Below are 24,968 nucleotides of genomic sequence, written 5' to 3'. Positions count from 1 at the left end.
GGTCGTGCGGCTGTTCCTGTCCGGACAGGGCGGATTCGCGCTCGCCGTCGCCGAGGCGGTCACCGACCGCGGGCACACCCTCACCGGGGTCGCCACCCCTGCCACCCGCCGGAACCGGCCCGACGACGGCGACGGCGACCCGACGCACTGGGACCGGCTGCGCGCCTGGGCCTACCCGCGCCGTCTGCCCTGGGTCGACGCGGTGCAGCTGCGAGCCCACCACGTCCCCGACGACGTGGACGTCCTGGTGGCCGCCCACTCGCACGCGTTCATCGGACGAGCCACCCGCGCCCGCGCTCGCGTCGCCGCGATCGGCTACCACCCCAGCCTGCTACCGCTGCACCGAGGCCGCGACGCGGTGCGCTGGACCATCCGCGACCGCGACCGGGTCACCGGCGGCAGCGTCTACCACCTCACCGAGCACACCGACGCCGGACCGCTGGCCGCGCAGGAGCACGTCCTCGTTCCGCCTGGGGCCACGGCCACGACCTTGTGGCGCGAGCACCTGGCCCCGCTTGGCGTCCGGCTCATCCTGCGTGTCCTGGACGACCTCGCGGCCGGTCGCCGCGTCGAGGTCCCCCAGGACGAGGCTCGCGCCACGTGGGAGCCGTCCTGGTCGCGCCCGCCCCTGGCGAAGCCCGAGCTGCCCCAGCTCGGCGGCGGCACGGTGCAGACCCACCCGGACGCCCTGCACCGCTAGGTCGCGCGTGGCCACCGCTCCGGCGGCAGGCCCCGCCCGCGCGCGTCCACCATCAGCGGCACCATCGCCCGGTACGGCTCGTCATCGAGCTCCACCGAGTACGGCGGCGCACCCGACAGCGCCAGCACCCAGAAGTGGTCCACGTCCACGTCTTCGTTGCAGGCCCGGCAGGAGATCCGCACCACCCCCTCCGCCTCGCTGGCCTGCGCGATGTAGCCGACTCGCGCCAACGAGTGAGCACCTGCCTTGCAGGTCGCCGGAATCACCCCGATCCGCTCTCCGGCGTTGGTGTGTCGATAGTGGACAGGCCCGTCCGGCGGGCGGTCGTCGAACATGCCCGCACCCTAACCCGACCTCGAACGCATGTTCTAGTCGAGCCCGGGTGTCACCGCGTGTCCGTCGCTGTTGACGGGGGGTGCCTGTGCCGTTGTCCGGGCGCACGCCCTCGGCGAACCCCCGCAACCGCAACCCCCGCGCCTACGACTGGACCACCGTCGAGAACGCCGCCTACGAAGGCCACTCGCCGGAGCTGCCCGCGAAGGGCGGGCGGCAGCGCTGGCACCGGGAGACCCGCGCGTGGTGGGAGGCGGTGCGGGCGATGCCGCACTGTCGTCTATGGACGGACACGGACTGGCGTTTCGCGCTGGAGACCGCCGTGTTGGTCGAGGCGTTCTGGCGTGATCAGCCCTCGGTCGCCGCCGAGCTGCGGCTGCGGTCGGCCAAGCTCGGCTTGACCCATGAGGACCGGTTGAAGCTGCGCATCCGCTACGCCGACCCACAGGACGGGGACCAGGTGGCCGCACAGGCCCCGGCGGCCGTGACGCGGCTGGACGAGCGCCGCCGACGGTTGGCGGGCGACGATGCCCCGTGAGCTGGTCCACGCGCCCGGACACGACCGGGACCGGTCGCTGGGGTGGCTCGCCTCCGCGTGGATCGAGCACTGGTGCGTGCACGGCCCCGGTGACATCCAGGGCGACCCGGTCGAGCTGGACGACGAGTTCGCCGGGTTCCTGGTCGACGCCTACGCGCTCGACCGCGACGGGCGACGGCTGTACTCCCGCGCGGCGCTGGTGCGCCCCAAGGGCCGCGCGAAGTCCGAGCTTGCGGGGTTCATCGGCCTGTTCGAGGCACGCGGCCCGGCACGCTTCGCCGGGTGGGCGCGCGGCGACGAGACCTACCGGTGGCGCGACTTCGTCTACCACTACGCACCCGGCGAACCCATGGGCCGGGAGATCACCTACCCCTACATCCGTTGCCTGGCCACCGAAGAGTCCCAGACGGGCAACACCTACGACGTCATCCACCACAACCTCGAACACGGGCCGCTGGGCGAGGACCTGACCCGCGACGCGGTCGGGTTGACCCGCGTCACGCTGCCCGATGGCGGCGAGATCGTCCCGTCGACGGCCAGCTCGTCATCCAAGGACGGCGGCAAGGAAAGCCTGGCGATCTACGACGAGCCGCACCTGTACACCACGCCCGAACTGCGGCGGATGTTCCGGACGGTGGACCGCAACCTGCGCAAGCGCAAGCAGGCCGAACCGTGGGCGCTGCTGACCTCCACGATGTATCAGCCCGGCGAGGACTCCGTCCTGGAGGCGGTCGACCGCCAGGCCCAGGCCATCCGCGAGGGCCGCACCCGCGCCGCCCGGCTGCTGTGGGACCACCGCGAGGCGCCCGCCGGGGTCGACCTGTCCGATATGGACGCATTGGTCGCCGCCCTGACCGAGGTCTACGGCCCCGCGGCGTCGTGGATGGACCTGCCCGGGATCGTGCGGGACGAGTTCTGGGACCTCACCAAAGACCCGAGCGACGCCATGCGCTACTTCTTCAACCGGCGCACGGCGTCGGCTACGGCGTGGATGACCGTCTCCGAGTGGGACGCCAATGCCGCGCCGGACCTGCCGCCGTTGGCGGAGGGTGAGGAGGTCGTGTTGTTCTTCGACGGCTCCTCCGGCGACGACGCGACCGGCCTGGTCGCGGTGGCCATGGACGACGGCCGCCCCGAGCTGCTGCACCTGCAAGAGCGCCCGCCGGGCCCCGAGGGCAAGCGGTGGCGGGTGGACAAGGCCGATGCCGACCTGTCGGTGCGTCGCGCGTTCGAGCGGTTCGACGTGCTGGGGTTCTTTGCCGATGTGCGCGAGTTCGAGAGCTATGTGGACGCGTGGGCGCTGGAGTTCGGTGACGGCCTCCTGGTGGAGGCCACCACCGGCCGCCACCGCCACAGCGTCGCCTTCGACATGCGCGTGAGGGTCGCGGAGTTCACCGCCGCCGTCGAACGCGCCCGCGCCGACTTCCGCGCTGGGCAGCTACAGCACTCCGACGACCTGCGATTGCGCCGCCACGTGCTCAACGCGCGTCGCGCACCCAACCGGTACGGAACCAGCATCGCCAAGCCCACCCGCGACAGCCCGCACAAGATCGATGCCGCCGTCTGCCTCATCGGGGCACGCATGGTCCGTCGTCTGGTGCTGGCGTCGGACAAGTACAAGCGCCGCCACCGCAAGCGCGACCGCCGCGTGGTCGTCCTCCGCTGACCCTCGGGGCGGAGGTGCGCCGTGCCATCTGCCACCGACGATCTCTCCGTCCTGCACCACTTGCGCCAACGCCTTGCCGCGACCACGTCGCGCACGCGGCGGATGGACACCTACTACGACGGCGCGCAGCGGCTCGCCGCGCTCGGGCTGGGCCTTCCCCCGGAGATGCGCCGTCTGCAAGTGGTGGTCAACTGGCCGAGGCTGGTGGTCGACTCGTTGGCCGAACGCCTGGACCTGGAGGGCTTCCGGCTCGCGGGCGCGGCCGAGACCGACGAACGACTCTGGTCGTGGTGGCAGAGCAACAACCTCGATGACGAGTCCGGGCTGGCGCACTTGGAAGCGCTCATCGCCGGACGCGCGTACATCACGGTCGGCCCCGGTGACGACGGCGCGGACGCGCCGGTCATCACCCCGGAGTCGGCACGCTCCATGATCACCGACGTCGACCCGCGCACCCGCGCCGTGCGCTCCGCCCTGCGGCTCTACACCAGCGGCGGCGGCGGGGAGCTGTCGGCGACGCTGTACCTGCCCGACCGGACCGTCTACTACGAACGGAGCCGGACCGGGTGGCGGGCGGTCGACGTGATCGCGCACAAGCTCGGCCGGGTGCCGGTGGTGCCGATCGTCAACCGCGCCCGCATCGGCGACCGGGACGGCCGATCCGAGATGGCCGACGTGATCGGCCTGACCGACGCCGCGTGCCGCACCATGACCAACCTGCAAGGCGCGCAAGAACTTCTCGCCGTTCCGCAACGCTACGTACTCGGAGCCACGCGCGCGGACTTCGTCAACGAAGCGGGCGAGCCGATCCCGGCGTGGGAAGCCTACATCGGCCGGATTCTGGCTCTGGGCAACGAAGACGCCAAGGTCGGCAGCTTCGCCGCCGCCGACCTGCGGAACTTCGTCGAGGTCATCAACGCCTACGCGCGGCTCGTCTCCGCCCTGGCGGGACTGCCCCCGCACTTCCTCGGCCTGTCCACCGACAACCCCCCATCGGCGGACGCGATCCGCTCCGCCGAAACCCGGCTGGTGAAGCGAGCCGAGCGCCGCGCGCGTGCGTTCGGGTCGGCGTGGGAGGAGGCGATGCGGCTCGGGATGCTCATCGTGGACGGTTCCATCCCCGCCCACGCCGCCCGGCTGGAGAGCATCTGGCGCGACCCGGCGACCCCCACCTACGCGGCCAAGGCCGACGCGGTGGCCAAACTGGTCGCCGCCGGAATCCTGCCGGTCGCGGTCGCGTGGGAGGAACTGGGCTACAGCGCCGAGCAGCGCCGCAAGCTCGCCGCCGCGTCCGGTGACGACCCGTTGGCGCGGCTGCTGGACACCGTGGGCGCCGGTCGCCCCACCGGCCTGGAGATGCCCGCGGCCCCGGCGAGGAACGACCGGTGAACCTCGCCGAGTACCGCGCCGCCCAGGACCGCGCGACCGCCCCGGTGGTGGCCGCCACGGTGTCCGCGCTGCGCGGGCTGGCCGGTCGACCGGTCACCCCCTCCGGCTGGTCGCTGCTGTTGGGGGTGCTGTTCCCGGTCGTGGTGCAGGGCCGACGCGCAACCGGTGAGTTGGCCGCCCGCTTCTACCTCGACCAGCGCCCACCGCTGCCCCGACCCGCCCCGCCGCTGGACCCACCCCCCTACCGGCGCGACGCGCTCGAACACGCGGTCGCGCGCACCGCCCGCACCCGCATCGCCGACCAGGTCAGCACCCGGGCCGCGATCAGCGACACCACCGCAGCCGTCGCCCGCCACGTCGTGCAGGCCGGACGCGACGTGATCGTCACCGCCGCGCAGACCGACCGCCTTCGCTGGGCGCGCGTGCCCACCGGGCGCGAAACGTGTGCGTTCTGCTGGCTGCTGGCCTCACGCGGGCCGGTGTACCGCTCCGGCGACATGACCCGCTGGCACGACCGGTGTGACTGCCTGGTCATGCCGGTGTCCAACCCCGACGACTGGGAAGGCCGCGCCACCTTCCTTGCCGCGCAACGACTCTGGCGCGACTCCACCGCAGGACTGTCCGGGCGCGACGCGCTGATCGCGTTCCGCCGCGCCGTGGCGCGCACTCCCGACCCGACCGCGCCCTAGCCGATCCAACCCCCTGCACGCGCAGGCCCCCGGCGGGCCGCGTGTCCCCGACCCGCCCCAGGAGGGCCACCCCGTGACCACCACCGAACCCACCGACCCCGTCGACCCGACCCCGGACGAGAACGCCCCCGACACCGTGCCCGCGGCCCCGGCACCCGCCGGTTCGCTGGACGAGCTGCCCGACTGGGCCCGAACCGAGATCCGGCGCGCCCGCACCGACGCAGCCCGCTACCGCCGCGAACGCAACGCCGCGCAACAGGCGCTGACCACCCGCGACGCCACGGCCGCCGACGCGGACCAGTCCGCCGAGGTGCAGCGGCTGACCAGCCAGCTCGGCACCGCGCACCGCGACGCGGCGCGGCTGCGCGCGGCCATCGCCGTGGGCATCCCCGCCGACCACGTCACCGACTTCGCCGCCCGCCTGGTCGGTGACACCGATGACGAGCTCGCCGCCGACGCCGCGCGACTGCGCGAGCTGATCGGGCTTCCCGCCCCCGACCGCACCCGCCCCGACCCGACCCAGGGCGCGGGCCTGGACAACGCCACCTCCGCCGCGTCGCCCGCCGACGCGTTCGCCGCGTTCGTGCAGGACCGCCTCCACTAGACCGACTAGGAGTGAGTCACCATCGCACCCACCACTCTGGACAACCTGCCAGAGCAGGTACTACCGCCCGAGGTCACCGGACCGATCTTCGAGAAGGCGGCCGACAAGTCCGTCATCGCCCGACTCAGCGGCAACGTCCCGGTTCCCATCGGCGGCATCGCAGTGCCGGTCAACACCCAGAAGCCGGAGGTCGGCGTCGTCGGTGAGGGCCAGGAGAAGCCCGTCAGCAACGTCGGCGGCAAGTTCAAGATGTTCAAGCCGGTCAAGCTCGCCACCATTGTCGTGGTCAGCGAGGCATTCGCCCGCGCCAACGTCGGCGGCACGTACTCGCGCCTCAGTGACGACCTGGCCGACGCCGTCGCGCGCGGCGTGGACCTGCTCACCCTGCACGGACGGTCCCCGATTGACGGCACGCGCGTGCCCGACAAGGAGTACATCGACCAGACCTCCAACCGCGTCGTGCTGGGCTCCACTCCCAGGGATGAAGGCGGCATCGCCGGGGACTTCATCGCCGGGTACGAGCTGATCGTCAACGACGAGAGCAGCGACGACTTCACCGGCTTCGCCATGGACAAGCGCCTGCGACCGCGTCTGATGGGCGCGACCGATGTGCAGGGCCGACCCCTGCTCCAGACCACCGCGAACCTGGCCGATCCGCTTGACGTCGTGCTGGGTCTGCCCGCTGCCTACGCCCGCGCCGTGTCCGGGCGCGTGGGCGCGAGCCCGGACACCTCCGTGCGCGCCTACGGCGGCGACTGGACCCAGGTTCGCTACGGATTCGCCGAGGAGATGACGCTGCGCGTGTCCACCGAGGCCACGCTGATGATCGACGGCGAGGTCGTGTCGCTGTGGCAGCGCAACCTCGTGGGCCTACTCATCGAATGCTGGTTCGCCTGGGCGATCGGCGACGTCAACGCCTTCGCCGCCTACGAGATGCCCGGAAGCTGAGGGGAGCCGCCCGTGCGTGTGGTCGCGCTCATCCACTTCTACCTCCCGGCACACCGCGCGGGCTCGGAAACGATGATGCACGCCATGCTCCGCGCCCTCATCGACGCGGGGCACCAAGTCCACGTGGTCGTGACGTCCCAACCCGTGGGCGAGGACCACTACACAGTGGACGGTGTCGAGGTGCACCGGGCGGGCGCGGGTGAGCGCATCGTGCCCCGCCTGGTGGCCTCGCTGGCCCCGGACGTGCTCATCACCCACCACCAGGAAACGCCGCACGCCTCCAAGCTCGGGCGCGACCTGGGGGTGCCGGTGGTGCACGTGGTGCACAACAACATGCACCACACCACATTGTGGCTCCACAAGCGCCCGGACCTGGTCGTGTTCAACACCCACTGGATTCGCCGCTACTACGCCACCCGGCACCGGGGGCTGCGCTCGATCGTCGTGCACCCCCCGGTGTGGGGCGAGCAGCACGCCACCACCCCCGGCGACCGGGTCACCCTGGTCAACCTCAACCGCGACAAGGGCGGTCCGCACTTCTACGAGCTGGCCCGCCGAATGCCCGACGTAGGCTTCCTCGGTGTCGTCGGCGGGCACGGCGCACAGGTCATCGACCTCAGCGTGCCGAACGTGGAGATCCAGCCGCAGACAGCGGACATGCCTGGTGAGGTGTGGTCCCGGACCCGGCTGCTTCTCATGCCGTCGATCTACGAGTCGTTCGGCATGGTCGCGGTCGAGGCCGCGCACTCCGGCATTCCCACCATCGCCCACCCCACACCCGGCCTGCTCGAATCCCTGTCCTACGCGGGCACCTACGCCGACCGCGATGACCCCGACACCTGGGTCAGCACCATCCGGTCGCTGCTCGACCCCGACACCTGGCCGGTCGTGTCGGCGGTCGCGCGCCGCCGCGCCGCCGAGTTGGACCCGCGCGTCGAGCTGGCCGCATTCGTCGCCGAGCTGGAAACCCTGCACACCGACCACAAGGGACGCTGACCCATGGAGCTGATCAACACCGTGGGCACCCGCGTCCACGTCCGCGACGAGCTGGCCGCCCGACTCATCGCCGCCGGGTACCGCGAACCCACCACCCCCCCGACTCCGGCGCGGCGCACCACCACCCGCGCCAAGCGCACCCGGGGCCGCGGGCAGTGACCTACGCCGACCCCGAGGACGTCGCCAAGCGGCTGGGCCGCCCGCTCACCGACCCCGAACGGGAGCTGGCGGCCGTGCTGCTCGGCGACGCCGAGACCATGATCCGCGCGCGCCTGCGCGACCTGGACGCCCGCGTCGCCACCGGCCGCATCGCCCGCGACCTGGTCGTCATGATCGAGGCCAACGCGGTGGCTCGGGTGCTGCGCAACCCCTCCGGCTACACCTCCGAGACCGCCGGGGACTACTCCTACACCCTCGACACCCGCGCCGCCGCCGGGTACCTCACCATCCCCGACACCGACTGGCGCGACCTCGGCGTCAACCCCCGAGGCGGCGCGTTCACCATCCGCCCCGCGCTCGCCCCACCCCCGGAGCCCGACCGCTGGGGGTGAGCCGCTGGTGAGCCTGCTCGACCACGGCCCCGACCACGTCGTGATCTACCCGTCGATGTGGGCGGCCGACCAGGACGGCAACCACGCCTGGCGACCCGGGCCGACCGGGCACCAGGTCACCGCCCGGGTCCAGCCGATCAGCTCCGCCGACCTGGTCGTCAACGGCCAACAGGTCGCCACCCTGGCCCGGGTCATCACCCGCGACGCACCCGCCGGTCCCTGGGACCGGGTCGAGTGGGATGGGCGCACCTGGGACGTGATCGGCGAACCCGAGCAACGCGGCGACAGCCCCGCCACCCGCCACACCACCATCGTCATCCGCGCCCGGGGGGTGAACCGTGGCTGAGGTCGACCGCCGCGCCGACGACATCGTCGCGCACCTGCCCGAGGTCCGCGCCGCCGTGCGCGACGCGGCCGACCAGATCGCCGACCGCGCCCGCGCCACCCTGGCCGCGCACCGCCGCACCGGCACCGCCGACATCGAGGTCACCCGGGGCCGCACCGACACCACCGTGTCACTCGTGGACGAGGGCGCGCTGTCCATCGAGTACGGTCACCTCGCCCCGGACGGCACCCCGGTTCAGGGCCTGCGGGTGCTACGCGACGCCGCCGACCTATAAGAGGTGACCCAGTGCTACACAGGAGGTCACTGAGTATGCGCGAAGCGGGGAGAGATGGCCGGAGACTACGAGTGGCTTACCGCCGCAGTGACGAAGTCCAATCAGCGTTTGAAAGCTTACGGTTGGGATGACCTCGACCCTTCAACTATCACAGTTTGCCTCGAAGACTTCGAGAACGTCCCACTGGAAAAGATCCGCCTCAGTCTCACTCATTTCTTTCGACACGTCACCCAATGCGACGAGATCTACTCCCTGGCTTTCAGTCCACTAAAGGGCGAGAAGCAGGTATTTGTACTAGTGGACTTCTTGCCTGGCGGGATGGTCGAGTCGGAAGGTTTCGCGGAGTACGCTATCCCCTTCTCTGAGGATCATGCGGTTCGCACGATCGAAACGGCCTACACCCCTTTTAGTGCAATCGTTGACATGATTAGGTTGTCGGATGATTTAGGGGTCACCTGCTGGGAGTATCGAATAGAATTGGGTCACTTGGGCTCGACCGTCGGGGAGTTGGCTGCGTGCTTGAAACGGGCCATCAGCCTCATATCAATCCCCGGCGACGGCGGGTATGACGCTCCCCGGATTAGCGAGATCACTCACCATCTCAACGCGGACAATCTTGACTATCTGATCGGACTAGCCGAGAACCACTGTCTAGAGTTCAAGATGCGGGCCGACTTGAGCAGCGAAGCGGGACGTATCGAGATGGCGCAAGACGTGGCCCGATTCGCTAACGCCGAGCACTCGGCCCTCTTGATCATAGGTGTCCGAACCGAACGGCTCAACGGCGTTGATACCGCCGAGAAGCTGACGCCCGTTGATCCGAAAGTCAACTCGCCACAACGATATCGCGCGATTCTCGACGCTCGCATATACCCTCCAGTTCGGGGTTTGCAAGTAGCGCAGAAGCAAGTCGACCCTGAGCGTTGCATTGTGGTCATCACCATTCCACTACAAAGAGACCAGGACAGGCCATTCCTTGTGCACGGCGCTGTTGTGGACGGCAAGGTGGAAGGCTCGTTCTTTTCCATCGTCCGGCGACACGATGAAGCTTCGATCCCCATAACCGCTCGTGAGGTCCACGCGATGATGAGTGCGGGGTATCGCCTCCTGCGCATCGACGGGATATCCTGACGACCGCTTTGGGGGTAGAAGATTACCCGACTTTTGCCCTATGTCGACGGCCTGGTCCTGCACCTGCTGCGCGCCGCGCTCCCGACCACCGTCACCGTCGAGACCGAACTATCGGACCCCTTGCGCCGCATGCCCTACGTGTTCGCCGACGTGGTCGGCGGAGACGAACCGCTCCCGGCGCATCTGGGCCTGCCCCTGGTGGACGTCGAGTCCTACACCCGTGGCCCCAAGCGGCACGGCGCGGACCTGGCCGAGGCCGTGCGGACCGCGCTCTACACCGCCTGGGCCGACCAGGTCGTCACGCCGTTCGGACACCTGGCCTCGTTCCGCACGGTGTCCTACCCGCGTGCGCTGCGTCTGACCGGGCAGCCCGCCGAGATCCACCACTACACCGGGACATACGCACTGGGCGTTCGTCCCCCACGAGCCTAACCAGCGGCCGTACTTCCCCTGTTCGCGAGGCGACTTGCGGGAGGGGGCATGGTCGCTGACGCGGGTCGCCACACCCTTGTGGAGACCCGCACTTGGCGCTCAACGACAACGCAGTCCTCATCCCCGGTACCGGCCGGGTGTACCTCGCCGCCTCCGGGCAGGCTGCCCCACCGGACCCGCGTAACCCGCTCGATCCCTGGTCGATCATCGGCCACACCTCCCGTGAGGAGGGCTTGACCATCACCCGCGACAGCGGGGATTCCGAGGTCAAGGGCACGTGGGAGAACCCCGCTCTGCGGGAGCGGCGCGACCCCGCCACGTGGGCGATCACCTTCCAGCTCCACCAGCTCGACAACAACACCCTCGAACTGTTCTTCGGGCCCGGCGACGTCGACACCGCCGGTGTGTTCGGTGTGCAGGGTTCCGCGCCCCCGGTGGAACGCGCCCTGTTCGTCCGAATGATCGACGGTGCCGCAGAGGCGGGGTTGTACGTGCCGCGCGTGTCGATCGGGTCCGACGACGACATTTCCGTTGACGTGGAGAACTTCCTGGCGTTCCCGGTGCGCGCCCAGGTCCTCCAGGTCACCGGCTCCAACCTCATGGAGTGGTTCGCCGCCGGTCTCGGCCGCCCCGCCTGATCACTATTCCTGTCACGTAAGGAGAACACCGCATGTCCACCGTGATCGGGCTCGACCAGATCCGCGCCGAGGCGCGCGCCAGCATCCAGGACCTAACCGTGGGTCTGACGGGTGGCAAGGCCGTGTGTTTGCGCAACGCCTTGCGTATGTCCAAGAAGGACAGAGAGACGTTGACGGCGTTGGGTGAGCGGATCGCGGTCGTCGCGGAGGCGGGGGACGACGAGGACGCGCTCGTCGCCGCGCTCGCCGACGTCGTGCTCCTGGTCGCGGAGACCAAGCCCACCGCCCGCGCCCTGCTCGCCGAGATCGGCGGCGATCTGCTCACCCTGACCGGCTTGTTCCGCCGGTATCAGGAGGTGTGCCAGCTCCCGGAACCCTCGGGCTCGATCAGCTAGCCGACAAGGTCGGCGGGGCAGCCCTGTACGCCGACCTGCGGCGCTACTACGGGGTCGACCTCGCCGACCTGTGGCACGGCACCCTGACCCCGCGTCGGGTGCTGTGGCTGATCGAGCACCTTCCCGAGGACTCCGCCGCTGTCGCCGCGCTCCGCGGCGGCTCCGAACACCGGGCGTGGACCGCCACGACCCACCTGCTCGCCACCGTGGTGGACGCGGTGCAACTCGGCACCTGGACCACCGTCGCCGCGAACTCGCGCCGCCGTCCCCGCCCGCCCGCCCCGATGCCGCGCCCGACCCAGCCACGTAGACGTGCGGGTCGGGTGGTGACCGTGGCCGAGATCGCGGCCCGCCAGCAGCACCCCGGCGGCTAGCAGTCGAGGGGGTGTACCCCCTTGGCGGACCCCGGTGGCCGCGAGATCGGCCGTGTCCGTGTCCGGGTCCTGCCCGGCACCGACGCGTTCGGAAGGTCCCTGTCCCGCTACCTGGACCGGGTCGAGCGCACCAGCGTGGTGCGTATCCCCGCTGTCCTGGACGCGGCCGGGCTCGCCGCCGACGCGCGGCGGGTCGCCGACACCGCCGAGCGGGCCGCCGCCGTCACCGTCGCGGCCGAGCTGGACGACGCCACCGTCCAGACGCGCTGGCGTGAGCTGGTCGCGCGGCTGTCCGGGGACACCGTCCACCTGTCGGTGGAGGTGGACAAGCGGGCGCTGGACCAGGCCCGCGCCATCGGCGCGGCATTCGGTCGGGTGGCGGGGACCACCCTGTCCATCGGCAACGCCGCCGGTGCCGCCCAGTCGCTGATCGGGATCGCGTCCGCCGCTGTGTCGGCGTCGGGCGCGCTGCTGCTGCTCCCCGCCGCCGGGGCCGCTGCCGCCGCGACCATCGCAACCCTTGTCCTGGGATTCCAGGGTTTCGGCGACGCGCTGTCGAGCCTGGATGACCCGGCGGCGTTCGCTGACGCGCTGGCCAAGCTCGCGCCCTCGGCGCGGGAGACCGCCCAGGCGGTCAAGGACCTGCAACCCAGCTTTGCCGGGTTGCGGTTGGATGTTCAGCAGCGGCTGTTCGCCGGGATGGGCCAGGAGGTCACCCGCCTCGGTGGCTCGTATCTGCCGGTCCTGCGGTCCGGGCTCGGCGGGATCGCCTCCGAACTCAACACGGGGGCGCGCGGCTTCTCAGCGTTCCTCACCTCGTCCCAGTCCTTATCGGACACCGGGGCCATCCTGGACAACGTCCGGGATTCCCTGGCCCGGCTCAACCCCGCCGGGGTCGCGGTCGCTCAAGCGTTCCGCGACATCGCCGCCGTAGGATCGGAGTTCCTTCCGCAACTGGCGTCCAGCCTTGCCGCCTCGGCGCAGCGCTTCGCCGACTTCATCGCCCAGGCCCGCCAGAGCGGCCAGCTCAAGACCTGGATCGGGGAGGGTCTGTCGACGCTGTCGCAGATGTGGCAGCTCCTGCGCAACATCGGCTCCATCGTGCGCACCGTGTTCGGTGCGCTCAATGACGGCGGTGGTTTCCTCGCCTTCCTGGTCGACGCGACCGGTCAACTCAGCGCGTTTCTCAAGAGCGCCGAGGGGACCGAGGTCCTGTCCAAGCTCGCGGACTTCCTCGCCGCCGCAGGCGAAGCCGCCTCCGGCGTGTTCGGTGCCGCCCTGACCGAGCTGGCCCCGGCCTTGATCAACCTGCTGCCCGCCCTGTCCCAGTTCGCGACCCAGATCGGGGGCGCGCTGGTCCTGGGGCTCCAGCTCGCCGGGCCGCTGCTCGCCCAGCTCTCGTCCTTCCTGGCCCAGAACGCGGGATGGCTGGGGCCGCTGGTCATCGGGCTGGGCACCCTCGCGGCCGTCGCCGGTCCGCTGGCAAGCGCACTGTCCTTTGTGGTCACTTCGGTACGGGCGGTGACCATGGCTTTCAACCTGATGAAGGTCGCGTTCGCCACAAACCCGTTCACCGCCATCGCGTTGGCGATCGTCACCCTGGTCGTGCTGGTCGTGACCAACTGGGACGCCATCAAGGCGAAGACGATCGAGATCTGGCGCGCGGTGTCAGACTGGGTGGGCGCTCGGGTGCGGGACGTGCTCGACGTGGTCGGCTGGATCGGCCAGCTCCCGGGCCGCGTCCTGGGGTGGTTCCGTGGCGTCCGTGACGGCGCCGTCAACACCCTGGGCGACATGCTGGCCTGGCTGCGCGGCCTGCCCGGCCGCATCATCGATGCCCTGGGGGACCTGGGAAGTCTGCTGCTCCAAACCGGCCGCAACATCATCTCCGGCCTGCTCAACGGCCTACGCGAGGCCGCAAGCGCCGTGGGCCGGTTCCTGCTGAACCTGGTCAAGGACGCCGTGGGCGATGTGCTGTCGTGGCTCGGCATCGCCAGTCCGTCCCGACGAATGCACCAGATCGGCGCATTCACCGCCGAGGGGTTCGCGCGCGGCATCGCCGACGCCACACCGCTGGCCGCGCGCGCGGCCGATCGACTCGCCAACGCCGCCACGTTCGACCCCGTGCGCGCCGACTTCGACACCACCGCCGCCGGGGCAGGTGCGGGCGTCACGGTCAACCAGAGCATCACCCCGCACCCGGACCAATCGCCCTGGTCCATCGCCACCGCCGCCAACAGGCAGATCGGCTACGCACTGCGTACCGGCGGACTGCCCTAGGACGCGACGGACCAGCCGGAGGGGGTGATGCCCCGTGCCGCCCTCGGGGCTCCCCCTCCGGGTCCGCTGGACCCTTGACGGCCTGGTGTTCAACGGCCCGCCCGACGCGGCGGGCCGGGAATGGGTGATCGACCGGGTGACCGGCTGGTCCGCCTCGCCCGGTGTTCGTGACTCGCTGGCCGCGCCACGTACCGGCGACCACGGCTCATGGCCCGGCACCGTCTACCGCGAGGCGCGCACGATCCGACTTGACGGCTGGGTCTACTCGCCCACCTGGGAGGCCCGCCGCGACGCCGAACACCGCCTGGCCGCGCTGTGCGCGGAGCCCGCGGGCCGGTATCCGCTGACCTGCACCGAGGAAACCGGCGACCTGGTCGCCGAGGTCGTCCAGGAGGACCCGACCTTGGTCACCATCCGGCCCGGCGGGCTGTGGCTGGACTTCTCCCTACAGCTCGTGGCCGCCGACCCCCGCAAGTACGGCCCCGAGCAGACCGCCGCCACCCGGCTGCCCGCCCCCTCCGCGACCGGCGGGTTGGACTTCACCGCGCCCGGTCTCGGCTTCGACGGGACCGGCCTGGACTTCGGCCCCCAGGAGCACACCGGACGCCTCACCGCCACCAACACCGGCACCGCCGACACCGCGCCCGTCCTCACCCTGACCGGCCCGCTCACCCCACCGGTCATCGTCACCCGCGACCGGGCGACCGTGACGTTCCTGGACCCGATCACCGCAGACCAACGGCTGGTCATCGACACCCGGCAGCGGCTCGTCCAGCTCGACGGCGTCTCCGCCCGCGCCCGCGCCATCGTGACCGACTGGGACGCGTTCACCCTGCACCCCGGCATCCCCGGGGTCTTCGTCCTCACCCACAACGACCGCCCCAACCCCACCGCGTCACTGACCCTCGCGTGGCGGTCGGCCTGGTGGTGACCGACCACGAAGGAGCCCCGGATGCCGACCACCGTCGACGGACTCGACCCCTGGGCGGTCAACCGCCGCATCAGCGAACGAGACGCCCGCTACGCACTCGGCGCGATCCTCGCACCCGCACCCGGTCGCCTCATGGGCTGGTCCTCCGGAGTCCTGCCCACCCGCACCGACAGCGGCGTGATCGCCGACCTACGCCCGCTGCTGCGCGCCAACGACGGCCTGGGCGTCACCATCGGCGTGGGCCAATGCGTCATCGAACGCACCGGACAAGGCCCCTACATCTGCACCCTGGACGACACCGGCCGCGTCGAGCTCGACCCGGCGGACCCCTCCCTGCCTCGCGTGGACCTGATCGTGGCACGCGTCTACGACGAACGGCTCGGCGACGCCCGCAGCGCGTTCGTCATCGAACCCGTCACCGGTCAAGCCGCGCCCGAACCCGTTGCCCCGCCCTTGCCGCCCGGCGCGATCCCGCTCGCATCCTTCGCGCTCCCACCCGCGACCCGCCAACTCTCCACCTCGATGCGCACCGACCTGCGCCGCGCCGCCGGAACCCGCGGCGGGATCGGTGTCCTGCTCCCCGGCGACGCACAAACCGACCCCGGCGCCTACCCGGGCCACGCCCGCTACCGGCCCACCGGCCTGGAAACCTGGGACGGCGAACGCTGGCGAGCCGGCACACCCGGCTGGACCGGCGAAGGTAACCGCTTCACCGTGCGCACCGGCATCCGCGACAACGCCGACATCAACAGTGTCGACATCCCCGACCCAGGCTGGCCCTACCGCATCACCGCCCAGGCATCGGCCGAGATCGTCACGACCAACTGCCGTGCCGACCTGTTCCTGCGCTTGGACAGTCCCACCGGGGGCATCTTCGGCGTCGGTGTCGGCCCCACCAACAGCGGCGGATGGTTCCAGACCCAGACACGCGGCACCGGGATTCTCACCGGCCCCCACACGGTCTACCTCACCATCGCCCGCCTGTTCGGCGACGGCACATGGGCAATCACCCCCTACAACAGCCACCTGTGGGTATCGCGTGAGCCCGTCGGACCGGTCTAGGGCTCATCGTCATGGCCCCAGCAGGACAGGGGGTGCGCGTCCCTGCCCCGCCTGCTGCTTGGGCATCTCCGGACCGGCGAGATCGTCGCCGAGCTGGACGCGCCCGCCGACTACACCGATCAGCTCTCCGCCGCCGGTTCCGCGCGCACGACACTGATCTTGGACGCGGTGCCACGGGAAGTCGATATCCGTGCCGTCACCGCACCGTGGCGTCATTACCTGGCAATCGCGGACACCGAACGGGTGTTGTGGGCCGGGCCGGTCATTTCCCGTACCCGCCGCGCGGGCGTGGATGAGCTGGACGTAACCGCCGCTGGGCTATGGGCGGTGTTCGACCATCGCATCCTGGCCCGCTACGGCGACTGGGCCTTCACCGACCCGCGCGCGGACCTGGTGCTGACCTACCGGTCACTGCCCGGCGTCGCGCTCGACATCGTCCGCGCCGCGCTGACCCGCCCCTATGGAGAACTACCCCTGTTGCTGCCGAGACTGGACAACTCCGGCGACGAGGACCGCACCTACTTCGGGCACGAGCTGGCGACAGTGGGCGAACGGCTCGGCCAGCTCACACGCTCCGAGAACGGCCCCGACCTGCACTTTCTTCCCCGATACCGGGCCGACCGCGCCGGGGTCGAGTGGGTGATGCGCGTCGGCACCCCGACACTCGCCCAAAGCGGTGAGCTGTGGCACGTCGACCACGGCCGCCAGCTCGTCGCCTACGGCTGGGACGAAGACGGTTCGGCGATGGCCGACGCCGTGACCGTTCCCGGGGACGGCGTCGAGCGCGGGCGACTGATCGGCCGCGCGTCCAACGACGCGCTGCCCCGGGCCGGGTGGCCCGCCCTCGACGCCGTCATCACCAGTCATACCAGCGAGAAGCGCCCCGCCGTACTGGCCGCGCACGCCCGCGGCTACCTCGACGTCATGCGGACCGGAGTCACCCGCGACAGCGCCACCGTGCGCACCGACACCGACCCGCGCCTCGGCCGCTACCTGGTCGGCGACCACATCGTCCTGACCCCGCGCCCCGACCGGCTCACCCTCGCAGGGCAGCGGCGGCGGCGCATCACCGCCATCACCTACCGGGGCAGCTCGCCGCACACCGTGGATCTCACCCTGGCCCCGGTCCCCGCCGTCTCCTGAAAGGACACCGTGCCCGTCACCTCCAGCCCCGACGATCTCGCCCACCGCATCACCGCCCTGGAGCGACAGGTCGACGAACTCGCGCGCGGAACCCTGTCCAACGCGGTTATCTCCAGTGGCGGCATCGAGATTCGCGACCTGGGCGGGATCAAGCTCATCGACCAGGACGGGCAAGTCGTGTTCCTCGTCGGCGGCCTCGCCGGGACAATGGCCCGCCCGGACGGCACACCCCAGCCGATCACCGCGATCAGTGACGATCGCGGCCGGTGGCGCATCACCGTCATGGACGACAACCCCCAGAACAAGGGCTACCGCCAGTACGTAGCCATCTGGGACTACAGCGGCAACATCATCGTCGGCGATGACGTCGACTCCGGCGCGGGTCTGGCTCGCCCCTACATCCCGCACACCGTGGCTCGCTCCCGCTACACCGACTGGGCCGCAACAACATCCAGCGACTGGGAAGCACTCGAAACCGCGACCCTCAACCGCCAACACCCCTACCTCGACGCACACGTGCGCTGCACCAGCGACAACCCGGACACGCGCGGGGAAGTCCGTCTGCGCGATGAGGGCAGCGGGGTGATCCTCGCGTCCGCACCCGTGGGATACGTGATCGACTACCGCTTCTGGCGCCAACCCATGCCCGGCCTGCACGGCGAGAACCGCGCTGTCCACCTGGAAGCCCGGCGCACCGCTGGGACCGGTGCGATCCGCGCCACCTTTGCCTACGCCTCCGGCGTCCAGTCCTGACCCAACCCGACCCGAGCCCGTCACCACCCGGTGGCGGGCTCTTTTTGTTCGCCCACAGGAGAACCACACAGCACATGACCGACTACGGCATCGACCTTTCCCACTGGAACCGCGTCACCGATTTCGGTGCGGTACGCGGTAACGGAATCTCCTACGCATCGGTGAAGCTGACCGAGGGCGTCGACTACATCGACAACGCCTCCGTCAGCCACGTCAACGGCGCCAAGGGCGCGGGCCTGCACGTCGGCGGCTACCACTTCGCCCGCGACGTCAACATCAACGCCCAGGTCGACCACTTCGCCGGGCAGCTCCGAGCCCGCGGGCTGCTCGCCCCCGGGTCCCTGGCCCCGATGCTCGACATGGAAAACGCCGACCTCCGCGACAACGGCAACCCGTTCGTCGCCGCGTTCATCACCCGCCTGCGCGCCGTCACCGGCATCCGCAAGGTACTGGTGTACGCCAACAGCGACTGGTGGACCCACGTCCTACGGCCCGACGAATGGGCCGACGCGGACGTGTTCCTCTGGATCGCCCGCTACAACGGACAGCCAGGCTCCCCCGGCTGGTCACACCCCCGCCTGGCGCTGCACCAGCACACCAACAGCGGGGTCGTACCAGGCATCCCCGGCAAGGTCGACCGCAACGCCACCATGGCCGGGTACAGCCTCGACCACCTCACCCTCGGCGCGGCCCCCGCTCCCGCACCTGCCCCCAACCCTTCACCGAACCCGGCCCCCGCGCCGACCACCTACACCGTGCGCGAGGGCGACACCCTCTCCGCCATCGCCCAGCGCAACGGAACCACCTGGCAGGAACTCGCCCGCACCAACGGGATCAGCAACCCCGACCGGATCTTCCCCGGCCAGGTGCTCACCCTCACCACCCCGGCAGCAGGCCGCTTCCACACCGTCCGATCCGGAGACACCCTCTCCGCCATCGCCCAGCGCAACGGAACCACCTGGCGTGAACTCGCCCGCCTCAACGCCATCGCCGACCCCGACCGCATCTTCCCCGGCCAGATCATCCGCCTGCCCTGACCCGGAGGTACAGCCATGACCCAACCCCGCACGGAACGACCCCGCCCCCTCCGCACCGCCGCCCGGATCGTCGGCGGCATCACCGCCCTCATCGCCGGACTCGCCAACAGCGGCGTCATCACACCCACCCAAGGCAACGCCATCCAAGGCGTCATCACCGCCGTCCTCATCCTGCTCGGCAGCCTCGGCATCGTCGTCCTCGCCGAGCCCAAGGTGACCCCGCTATCCGACCCCCGCGACGACCAGGGCCGTCCCCTGACACCCAGCGAGTAACACCGTCGCTGTAGCCCCGCCAGACAGGAATCGGCTGGGTCGAACAGCAGACCTGTTCGACCCAGCCTTCAACCGCTACCTACAGGGAGCCCAGATGACGCCGAAAGAGTGGGGCCAGAAAGAGGCCGCGAAGTCCCCCCAGTGGGGCGCCGACATGTGGGTCCGTGCTGGTCAGATTCTCGGAGTGGAACTCAAAATCCCTACGCTGCCGCGAGACTCGGCACCTGGATCTCCTTCCGCCATCGCAGTTCCAACAGGTCAGGATTGAATCGCCCACCCTTGCCTGCGGGGTGAATGACAACAGCGTGCAGCGCGAGCCGCAAAAAAGCCCGCTTCTGCGACAGGTCCAGCGCCACATCGGGGTCATCCGCAAACCACCGTTCTCGAATGTTCGCCGTGGTCGTCAGCGCCTGCTGCCCCGAGAGTACAAACTTTCGCTGCTCTCCTCTGAGGCGGTCGATCTCGACTTCAAGAGAGCGCACGGTCTCAAAGAAGAACCCGTCCGAGATTCCTCCAGACGCGTACTGCGTCTTTAGCGCGGACAGCCGCCTATACCTGTCGTCTAGTTGTTCCTGCCCTTCCCACTCAACATCCGTGACGTCAAACGCGGTAACCTCCTCAAGTTTGGCGAGCACGGCTTCCGTGACGAACTCATCGACCGCCGGCCCTTGGCGAGCGGTCCCCGCGCACCCTCCGTTGCACCTTGGCTGACATGAATAGTTGTGCCAAGAGTGCTTGGGTACCCAGGTGATCCGGTGACGTGTAAGGCAAAGCGACCCGTCGGCCTTGGGCTTGCCGCACCGCGCTAGGCCGGTAAGCAGGTACTTGGGTTCACGCAGGCCCAACTCTCCTGCCGTCTCACCACTAGGTCCGACAACCTTTCCCCGTCGAGCCTTGAAAATCGCGTCGATCTTCTTCCATTCTGCGGGGGTGACCAGCGCATCCCACTCCCCAACGATCGGGTTGCCCTTTTCGTCACACACAAGCTGGCCGTTGATGCTGCGATACCCGCAGATCCGAGGATTCTTCAGCACAAGCGCCAAGGTCTGCTGCTTGAATTGATTGCCCTCGGTCGTAAGGATTCCCTTCCTGCGCCATTCCAAGGTGATGGAAGCTGTTGAGCGGCCAGCAATGAAGTCTTTCGCAGCCTTATTGATAGCGCGACCGTTCACCGGATGCGCCGTGATCTTATCTTCGAGCCATCCAAACCGAGGCTTGCCACGGGGGACCTTACCCTCCGCTGCGCGGCGGCGGTGGTTGTTGCGCGCTCGCTTGCGCATCCTTCTCGACTCGGCCTTGGAGATCACAGCCCCCATGAGACCCATGGTTTCCACGTCGTCCGAGTAGAGGTCTTTCTTGCCTTGTTCATCCGCATAGACGCGACCATCATCCAAGGTGAACTCTTCAACGAATCGCTCGTAATCACCCGGACGCCGGATAAGTCGGTCCTCATGAACAACGATCACGCCTCGGATCTCAACGCCTTCTGTAGTCCTGCCGCGACGGAGCGCTACTAGCATCGTCTCGAAGTCTTTGCGCACAACGTTGGGCTTGCTGGCGGATCGGTCGTTGTCCTCGTACTCGTAGACGACGATCCAACCGTACTTCCTGGCGTTCACCCTGTTGTCGCGATGCTGGTCCTTGACTCCGTGGCGGTCCTTCTCGTCATCCTTGCTGATCCGCGCGTACCCAGCGACCGGGATGAGTAACCCGGCCTTGATCATGTCCAACTCTTCGTCGGTCAGTGTGACGGTATTTCCCATAGAACACTTCTATCACCTGGTGTAGACGAAGTACCTGGTCTCGCCCCCGGTCGGGCGCAGCAGCTCGAAGCCGAGGAAGCCGGGCTCGCCCTCCACGGCACCGAGGCGCGCGGCGAAGCGCCGCTCCAGCTCTGGGCCCGCGCCCTCGGGGACCTCGATCGCGTTGATCTTCACGACAGCCATGCCGCCAGGTTACTTGCGCAGCGTGCCCGGGTAGCGGAACTGGTCGGCCGGTTTGCCCGGTTGGTGGAACCACGCGTCGAGGAACGGGGTCAGGTCCTGCTCGGCGATGCGGTTGACCATGGCCTCGAAATCCGCCCAGCCCGCGTTGCCGTCGCGGTGGGTGGCGGCCCACTCGCGCAGCAGGCGGGTGAACTTCTCCTCGCCCAGCTGCCTGCGCAGCGCGTGCACGGCCAGCTGGCCCTTGTCGTAGACGGCGGTGAACTCGTTGCCGGGTCCCATGTCGACCAGCGGGCGGTTCCAGAACGGGTCCTTGGCGCGGGTCGCGACGGCGCGGAAGCGGTCGTCGAGGTTCGTGCCGTTGTGCTCCAGCCACAGCCACTGCGCGTACGAGGCCAGGCACTCGTTGAGGCAGATGTCGGACCAGCGGGTCAGGGACACGCTGTCGCCGAACCACTGGTGGGCCTGCTCGTGCACGATGACGTCCAGCTCGGCCCACTGCGCGTAGATCGGGCGGGTCTGGGTCTCCAGGGAGAAGCCGATGCTCTCGTTGACGAAGATGCCGCCCGCCGCGCTCTGCGGGTACGGGCCGAACCAGGTCGACAGGAACGCCAGCACCTCGGGCAGCCGGGCCTCGATCTGCTTCTTGCCCTCCGCGCCCGGTGCGTAGGCGTCGACCACCGGGGTGCCGTCGGGCAGTTGGGAGCGCTCGATGGTCCACTTGTCGATGCCGACCGTGGTCAGGTACGGCGCGACGCGGGTGGGCTCCTCCCAGGTGAACGTCGTCCACCCGCCGCTCGACGACGGCGGCTGCTCGCGGCCGTTCGAGATCACGCTCCAGCCGTCCGGCACCCGGGCGGTCAGCCGGAAAGTGGCCTTGTCCAGGGGGTGATCGTTGACCGGGTACCAGGAGCTGGCCGAGTGCGGCTCCCCGGCGGCGAACGCGCCACCCGACTTGGCGATCTGCCAGCCGCTCGGGCCCAGCGCCGCGTCGCCGCGGGCCGTGGGTTCGCCCGCGTAGGTCACGCGGGTGCGGAACCGCGCGCCGGACCGCACGACCGCGGCCGGGGTGATCACCAGCTCGCGATCGCCCGTGCGGGTGAACTCCGCCGGGGCGCCGTCGACCTCCACAGCGGACACGACCAGGCCGGAGAGGTCGAGGTTGTACTGGCTCAGGTCCGCCGACGCCGTGGCCGTCACCGTCGTGTCGCCGTCGAGGTGCTTGGTGGCGGGGTCGTAGGAGATGCCGACGTCGTAGGCGAGGACGTCGTAGCCGCCGTTGCCGTCGTCCGGGTAGTACGGGTCGCCGATCCCCGCCGCGCCGGCCACCGAGATCGGCGACTGCGCCGGGGACTTCCCCGGCGACCCGCCCGGGGCCTCCTTGGGCGTCCCCGGCTCCGCGGTGTCCGTGCAGGCGGTGAACGCCAACGCGGCCACCAGCACGAGTACGACTCGGACGCGGGGCATCGCGGCACTCCAGACGGCTCGGGGGTTCGCCAGACCATCATGGCGGCTGGGCCGTACCGCCGCTGTTGGCTCGGGCAAACTCGCCCCATGCCGCACCTGACCCACTTCGGCGGGGACGGACCGCCGATCCTGCTGCTGCACGCCCTGATGGGCCGGGCGAGCACGTGGTGGCCGGTCGCCCCCTGGCTCACCGCCTACGGCCGCGCCGTCGGCTTCGACGCGCGCGGCCACGGCCGCAGCCCCCACCGCGGCGGGACCTGGCGCACCCCGGACTTCGTCGCCGACGCCGCCGCGGCGGCCCGCGGGTTCGCCGAGCCGACCGTCGTCATCGGACATTCCATGGGCGGCCTGCACGCCCTGGCCCTGGCCGCCGACCACCCGGACCTCGTGCGCGGAATCGTCATCGAGGACACGGGCGTCGACTTGCGCGGACGCACGGTCGAAGACTGGCGCGCGCTATTCGACGCGTGGCCGGTGCCATTCCCGTCACTACGACACGTGCGCGAGTTCTTCGGCCCAGCCGGGGACTACTTCGCGGAGTGCGTGGAGGAACGGGAGGACGGCTACCACTTCCTCGCGCCGCCGCAGGAGTTGTTCGGCATCGCCCAGGAGTGGGGCGAGCGGTCCTATTGGGACGTGGTGGACCGGGTGCGGTGCCCGGTCCTGGTGGTGGAAGCCGAGCACACGGTGATGCCCGCCGGGCAGCAGGCGGAGATCGCCCGGCGCACCGGCGGGACGCACGTGGTGGTCCCGGGCAGCGGCCACCTCGTGCACGAATCGGCGGAAAGCGGATATCGGGGCGCGGTGGAGGCATTCCTGTCGGCGCTGTTGGGCCGTTGACGAAAAGGCGCCGGCGGTACCGTTGCGGGTATGGACACAGCCGCCTGACAGGGACCTCCCAGGGAAGTGCTGGGCCATCCCGCGCCGATCCGGCAATTCGCCACCCGGACGAATCACACAGTGGACGGAAGTGCCGTTGCGCGCGCGGCGGAATCGGCCGCGCCGTATTGGCCGTGACCTAGTCCGGTAGGGCGACCTCGGCGAAGAGGGCGTTGTGGTCGCTGCCCGGCAGGTCGTACACGGCGGCGTTGGGGACGGCGATCCGGCGGTCCACGAGGATGTGGTCGATGGTGACCGGCGGTCCGAAGTCGCTGAGCGACGACCAGGTGGGCCGCATCCCCTCCCCCGCCTTCTCCGCCCCGTCGTCGTAGCCGCGGGCCATGAAGGACGTCAGGGCGTTGTGGTCGAGGGTCGCGTTGAAGTCGCCCGCCAGGATGCGGGGGCGGCCGTCCGAGTCCGGGTTGGGCAGGGACGCCAGTTCGCGCTGCCACGTCTTCCGGTCGGTGTCGCTGTTGACCGGCGGCACGATGTGGACCGCCACGACCTCGATGTCGACCGGCCCGGAGAGGTCCAGCACCGCCGCCGGGTTCTCCAGCACCGTGTTCTCCACCAGCACGATCTGTCGCAAAGGGACCTTCGCCAGGATCCCGCTGCCGCTCGCCCCGCCCATGGGCCGCACCACGCGGTAGGGCAGCAGTCTGTCCACTCCGGCCGCGTCGAGGGCGTCGAGGGCGGCCGGGGTCAGTTCCTGCAAGAAGAGGACCTCGGTCCGGGTGTCACGCACCAGGTTGACCAGGGTCTGCGGATCCGCCTTGCCCAGCATCAGGTTGGCGGTCAACACCCGCAGGTGCTGCCCCTGCGGCATCGGGTCGCCGTCCGGGAGGATCCGGGGCAGCAGCAGGACACCGAGGGACAACGACGCGACCAGGCCGATCAGGGTCAGGGACCGGCGGCGCAGCAGCAGGCAGACCAGGGTCACCAGCAGGCCGAAGCCCGCCGCGTACGGGGTCAGCGACAGCGCGGCCACGGTCAGGTTGTTGCCGTCGATCCCACCCAATCGGAGGACCCCGAGCGCCAGTACCGGGAGCAGCAGGAACGCCAGGAACACAGTCACGCCGCGGCGGCGCCGGGGCTTGCCCGGCTGCTCCTGCGCCTGGTCCTCGTAGGCGATCGTCGACTCAGCCACGCCGTTCGTTCCCCCGCTGGTCATCGGCCATGGTCACAGGATGCCTGAC

29 protein-coding genes and 1 pseudogene are annotated in these 24,968 nt (G+C 70.0%); 25 read left to right on the top strand and 5 right to left on the bottom strand.

Annotated features, from left to right (window positions below):
* Nucleotides 1–4 precede the first annotated feature (4 nt).
* Entirely contained in the window at nucleotides 5–700 is a 696-nt protein-coding gene (locus tag V5P93_RS02180; RefSeq protein WP_104482642.1) for a formyltransferase family protein, read from the top strand.
* Here V5P93_RS02180 and V5P93_RS02175 read toward each other — a convergent pair.
* Nucleotides 697–1,035: a hypothetical protein gene (locus V5P93_RS02175; protein ID WP_104482643.1), complete on the bottom strand. Its 339-nt coding sequence runs from the start codon at nucleotides 1,033–1,035 to the stop codon at nucleotides 697–699. The two genes, V5P93_RS02180 and V5P93_RS02175, sit on opposite strands and share 4 nt — an antisense overlap.
* A 92-nt stretch (nucleotides 1,036–1,127) precedes the next feature.
* Between V5P93_RS02175 and V5P93_RS02170 the strand changes: the two genes are divergently transcribed.
* The 23 genes from V5P93_RS02170 to V5P93_RS02060 all read left to right on the top strand — a co-directional run bounded on the left by V5P93_RS02170 (nucleotide 1,128) and on the right by V5P93_RS02060 (nucleotide 19,483).
* Nucleotides 1,128–1,571, top strand: a complete 444-nt coding sequence (locus tag V5P93_RS02170; RefSeq protein WP_146108318.1) for a hypothetical protein — start codon at nucleotides 1,128–1,130, stop codon at nucleotides 1,569–1,571.
* Nucleotides 1,561–3,237 carry a Terminase gene (locus V5P93_RS02165; RefSeq protein WP_104482645.1) on the top strand — a complete coding sequence of 559 codons (1,677 nt, stop codon included), beginning with the start codon at nucleotides 1,561–1,563 and terminating at the stop codon, nucleotides 3,235–3,237. The genes V5P93_RS02170 and V5P93_RS02165 overlap by 11 nt, the downstream gene beginning before the upstream one ends.
* Nucleotides 3,238–3,258: 21 nt before the next feature.
* Nucleotides 3,259–4,626, top strand: a complete 1,368-nt coding sequence (locus tag V5P93_RS02160; RefSeq protein ID WP_104482646.1) for a phage portal protein — start codon at nucleotides 3,259–3,261, stop codon at nucleotides 4,624–4,626.
* The gene (locus V5P93_RS02155; RefSeq protein WP_104482647.1) at nucleotides 4,623–5,315 is read left to right on the top strand and encodes a hypothetical protein; all 693 of its coding nucleotides are present in this window, start codon (nucleotides 4,623–4,625) and stop codon (nucleotides 5,313–5,315) included. Before V5P93_RS02160 ends, V5P93_RS02155 begins: the two co-directional genes overlap by 4 nt.
* A 73-nt stretch (nucleotides 5,316–5,388) precedes the next feature.
* Nucleotides 5,389–5,919, top strand: coding sequence for a hypothetical protein (locus V5P93_RS02150; protein ID WP_104482648.1), 531 nt, complete (start codon nucleotides 5,389–5,391; stop codon nucleotides 5,917–5,919).
* 21 nt (nucleotides 5,920–5,940) lie between these two features.
* The gene (locus V5P93_RS02145; RefSeq protein ID WP_104482649.1) at nucleotides 5,941–6,867 is read left to right on the top strand and encodes a phage major capsid protein; all 927 of its coding nucleotides are present in this window, start codon (nucleotides 5,941–5,943) and stop codon (nucleotides 6,865–6,867) included.
* A gap of 12 nt (nucleotides 6,868–6,879) precedes the next feature.
* Nucleotides 6,880–7,863 carry a glycosyltransferase family 4 protein gene (locus V5P93_RS02140; RefSeq protein ID WP_104482650.1) on the top strand — a complete coding sequence of 328 codons (984 nt, stop codon included), beginning with the start codon at nucleotides 6,880–6,882 and terminating at the stop codon, nucleotides 7,861–7,863.
* Between the two features lie 3 nt (nucleotides 7,864–7,866).
* On the top strand, nucleotides 7,867–8,022 hold the full coding sequence (locus V5P93_RS02135) for a hypothetical protein (RefSeq protein ID WP_181043856.1): 156 nt from the start codon (nucleotides 7,867–7,869) through the stop codon (nucleotides 8,020–8,022).
* Nucleotides 8,019–8,414, top strand: coding sequence for a Gp19/Gp15/Gp42 family protein (locus V5P93_RS02130; protein WP_181043857.1), 396 nt, complete (start codon nucleotides 8,019–8,021; stop codon nucleotides 8,412–8,414). Before V5P93_RS02135 ends, V5P93_RS02130 begins: the two co-directional genes overlap by 4 nt.
* A 7-nt stretch (nucleotides 8,415–8,421) precedes the next feature.
* Nucleotides 8,422–8,760 carry a hypothetical protein gene (locus V5P93_RS02125; protein WP_104482652.1) on the top strand — a complete coding sequence of 113 codons (339 nt, stop codon included), beginning with the start codon at nucleotides 8,422–8,424 and terminating at the stop codon, nucleotides 8,758–8,760.
* On the top strand, nucleotides 8,753–9,034 hold the full coding sequence (locus V5P93_RS02120; protein ID WP_104482653.1) for a DUF5403 family protein: 282 nt from the start codon (nucleotides 8,753–8,755) through the stop codon (nucleotides 9,032–9,034). Before V5P93_RS02125 ends, V5P93_RS02120 begins: the two co-directional genes overlap by 8 nt.
* 54 nt (nucleotides 9,035–9,088) lie before the next feature.
* Nucleotides 9,089–10,165, top strand: a complete 1,077-nt coding sequence (locus V5P93_RS02115; protein WP_104482654.1) for a hypothetical protein — start codon at nucleotides 9,089–9,091, stop codon at nucleotides 10,163–10,165.
* A 33-nt stretch (nucleotides 10,166–10,198) separates the two neighbouring features.
* Complete coding sequence (locus V5P93_RS02110; protein ID WP_104482655.1) at nucleotides 10,199–10,597, top strand: hypothetical protein; 399 nt, start codon at nucleotides 10,199–10,201, stop codon at nucleotides 10,595–10,597.
* Nucleotides 10,598–10,689: 92 nt separating this feature from the next.
* Complete coding sequence (locus V5P93_RS02105; RefSeq protein WP_104482656.1) at nucleotides 10,690–11,235, top strand: hypothetical protein; 546 nt, start codon at nucleotides 10,690–10,692, stop codon at nucleotides 11,233–11,235.
* A 32-nt stretch (nucleotides 11,236–11,267) separates the two neighbouring features.
* Nucleotides 11,268–11,630 (top strand): phage tail assembly protein, encoded by a 363-nt coding sequence (locus V5P93_RS02100; RefSeq protein WP_104482657.1) that lies wholly within the window; start codon nucleotides 11,268–11,270, stop codon nucleotides 11,628–11,630.
* Nucleotides 11,594–12,004, top strand: coding sequence for a hypothetical protein (locus tag V5P93_RS02095; protein ID WP_104482658.1), 411 nt, complete (start codon nucleotides 11,594–11,596; stop codon nucleotides 12,002–12,004). Before V5P93_RS02100 ends, V5P93_RS02095 begins: the two co-directional genes overlap by 37 nt.
* Nucleotides 12,005–12,025: 21 nt before the next feature.
* Nucleotides 12,026–14,284, top strand: coding sequence for a hypothetical protein (locus tag V5P93_RS02090; protein WP_104482659.1), 2,259 nt, complete (start codon nucleotides 12,026–12,028; stop codon nucleotides 14,282–14,284).
* 34 nt (nucleotides 14,285–14,318) lie between these two features.
* A complete protein-coding gene (locus V5P93_RS02085; RefSeq protein ID WP_104482660.1) occupies nucleotides 14,319–15,215 on the top strand; it encodes a phage tail domain-containing protein in 897 nt (298 codons plus the stop codon).
* 21 nt (nucleotides 15,216–15,236) lie between these two features.
* Nucleotides 15,237–16,277, top strand: coding sequence for a hypothetical protein (locus V5P93_RS02080; protein ID WP_104482661.1), 1,041 nt, complete (start codon nucleotides 15,237–15,239; stop codon nucleotides 16,275–16,277).
* A gap of 327 nt (nucleotides 16,278–16,604) precedes the next feature.
* Nucleotides 16,605–17,420: a hypothetical protein gene (locus V5P93_RS02075; protein ID WP_104482662.1), complete on the top strand. Its 816-nt coding sequence runs from the start codon at nucleotides 16,605–16,607 to the stop codon at nucleotides 17,418–17,420.
* 9 nt (nucleotides 17,421–17,429) lie between these two features.
* Nucleotides 17,430–18,173 (top strand): hypothetical protein, encoded by a 744-nt coding sequence (locus tag V5P93_RS02070; RefSeq protein WP_104482663.1) that lies wholly within the window; start codon nucleotides 17,430–17,432, stop codon nucleotides 18,171–18,173.
* Nucleotides 18,174–18,247: 74 nt separating this feature from the next.
* Complete coding sequence (locus V5P93_RS02065; protein ID WP_104482664.1) at nucleotides 18,248–19,210, top strand: LysM peptidoglycan-binding domain-containing protein; 963 nt, start codon at nucleotides 18,248–18,250, stop codon at nucleotides 19,208–19,210.
* A 15-nt stretch (nucleotides 19,211–19,225) separates the two neighbouring features.
* The gene (locus V5P93_RS02060) at nucleotides 19,226–19,483 is read left to right on the top strand and encodes a hypothetical protein (protein WP_104482665.1); all 258 of its coding nucleotides are present in this window, start codon (nucleotides 19,226–19,228) and stop codon (nucleotides 19,481–19,483) included.
* A 200-nt stretch (nucleotides 19,484–19,683) separates the two neighbouring features.
* Here V5P93_RS02060 and V5P93_RS02055 read toward each other — a convergent pair whose 3' ends face one another.
* From V5P93_RS02055 to V5P93_RS02045, 3 genes and pseudogenes are all read right to left on the bottom strand, one after another.
* Nucleotides 19,684–21,246: a recombinase family protein gene (locus tag V5P93_RS02055; RefSeq protein ID WP_104482666.1), complete on the bottom strand. Its 1,563-nt coding sequence runs from the start codon at nucleotides 21,244–21,246 to the stop codon at nucleotides 19,684–19,686.
* Nucleotides 21,247–21,264: 18 nt separating this feature from the next.
* A pseudogene (locus V5P93_RS02050) lies at nucleotides 21,265–21,429 on the bottom strand (antibiotic biosynthesis monooxygenase); the annotation flags it as partial.
* Nucleotides 21,430–21,438: 9 nt separating this feature from the next.
* A complete protein-coding gene (locus V5P93_RS02045) occupies nucleotides 21,439–22,893 on the bottom strand; it encodes a M1 family metallopeptidase (protein WP_104482668.1) in 1,455 nt (484 codons plus the stop codon).
* An 87-nt stretch (nucleotides 22,894–22,980) separates the two neighbouring features.
* Here V5P93_RS02045 and V5P93_RS02040 point away from each other — a divergent pair, with 87 nt between their 5' ends.
* Complete coding sequence (locus V5P93_RS02040) at nucleotides 22,981–23,733, top strand: alpha/beta fold hydrolase (protein WP_104482669.1); 753 nt, start codon at nucleotides 22,981–22,983, stop codon at nucleotides 23,731–23,733.
* A gap of 178 nt (nucleotides 23,734–23,911) precedes the next feature.
* On the opposite strand, the gene V5P93_RS02035 is transcribed toward V5P93_RS02040, so the two are convergent.
* Nucleotides 23,912–24,919: an endonuclease/exonuclease/phosphatase family protein gene (locus V5P93_RS02035; RefSeq protein WP_181043858.1), complete on the bottom strand. Its 1,008-nt coding sequence runs from the start codon at nucleotides 24,917–24,919 to the stop codon at nucleotides 23,912–23,914.
* Nucleotides 24,920–24,968: the final 49 nt, after the last annotated feature.

Source organism: Actinokineospora auranticolor (assembly GCF_041897805.1).
Classification (GTDB): domain Bacteria; phylum Actinomycetota; class Actinomycetes; order Mycobacteriales; family Pseudonocardiaceae; genus Actinokineospora; species Actinokineospora auranticolor.
This window is presented reverse-complemented; position numbering and strand designations above follow the sequence as displayed.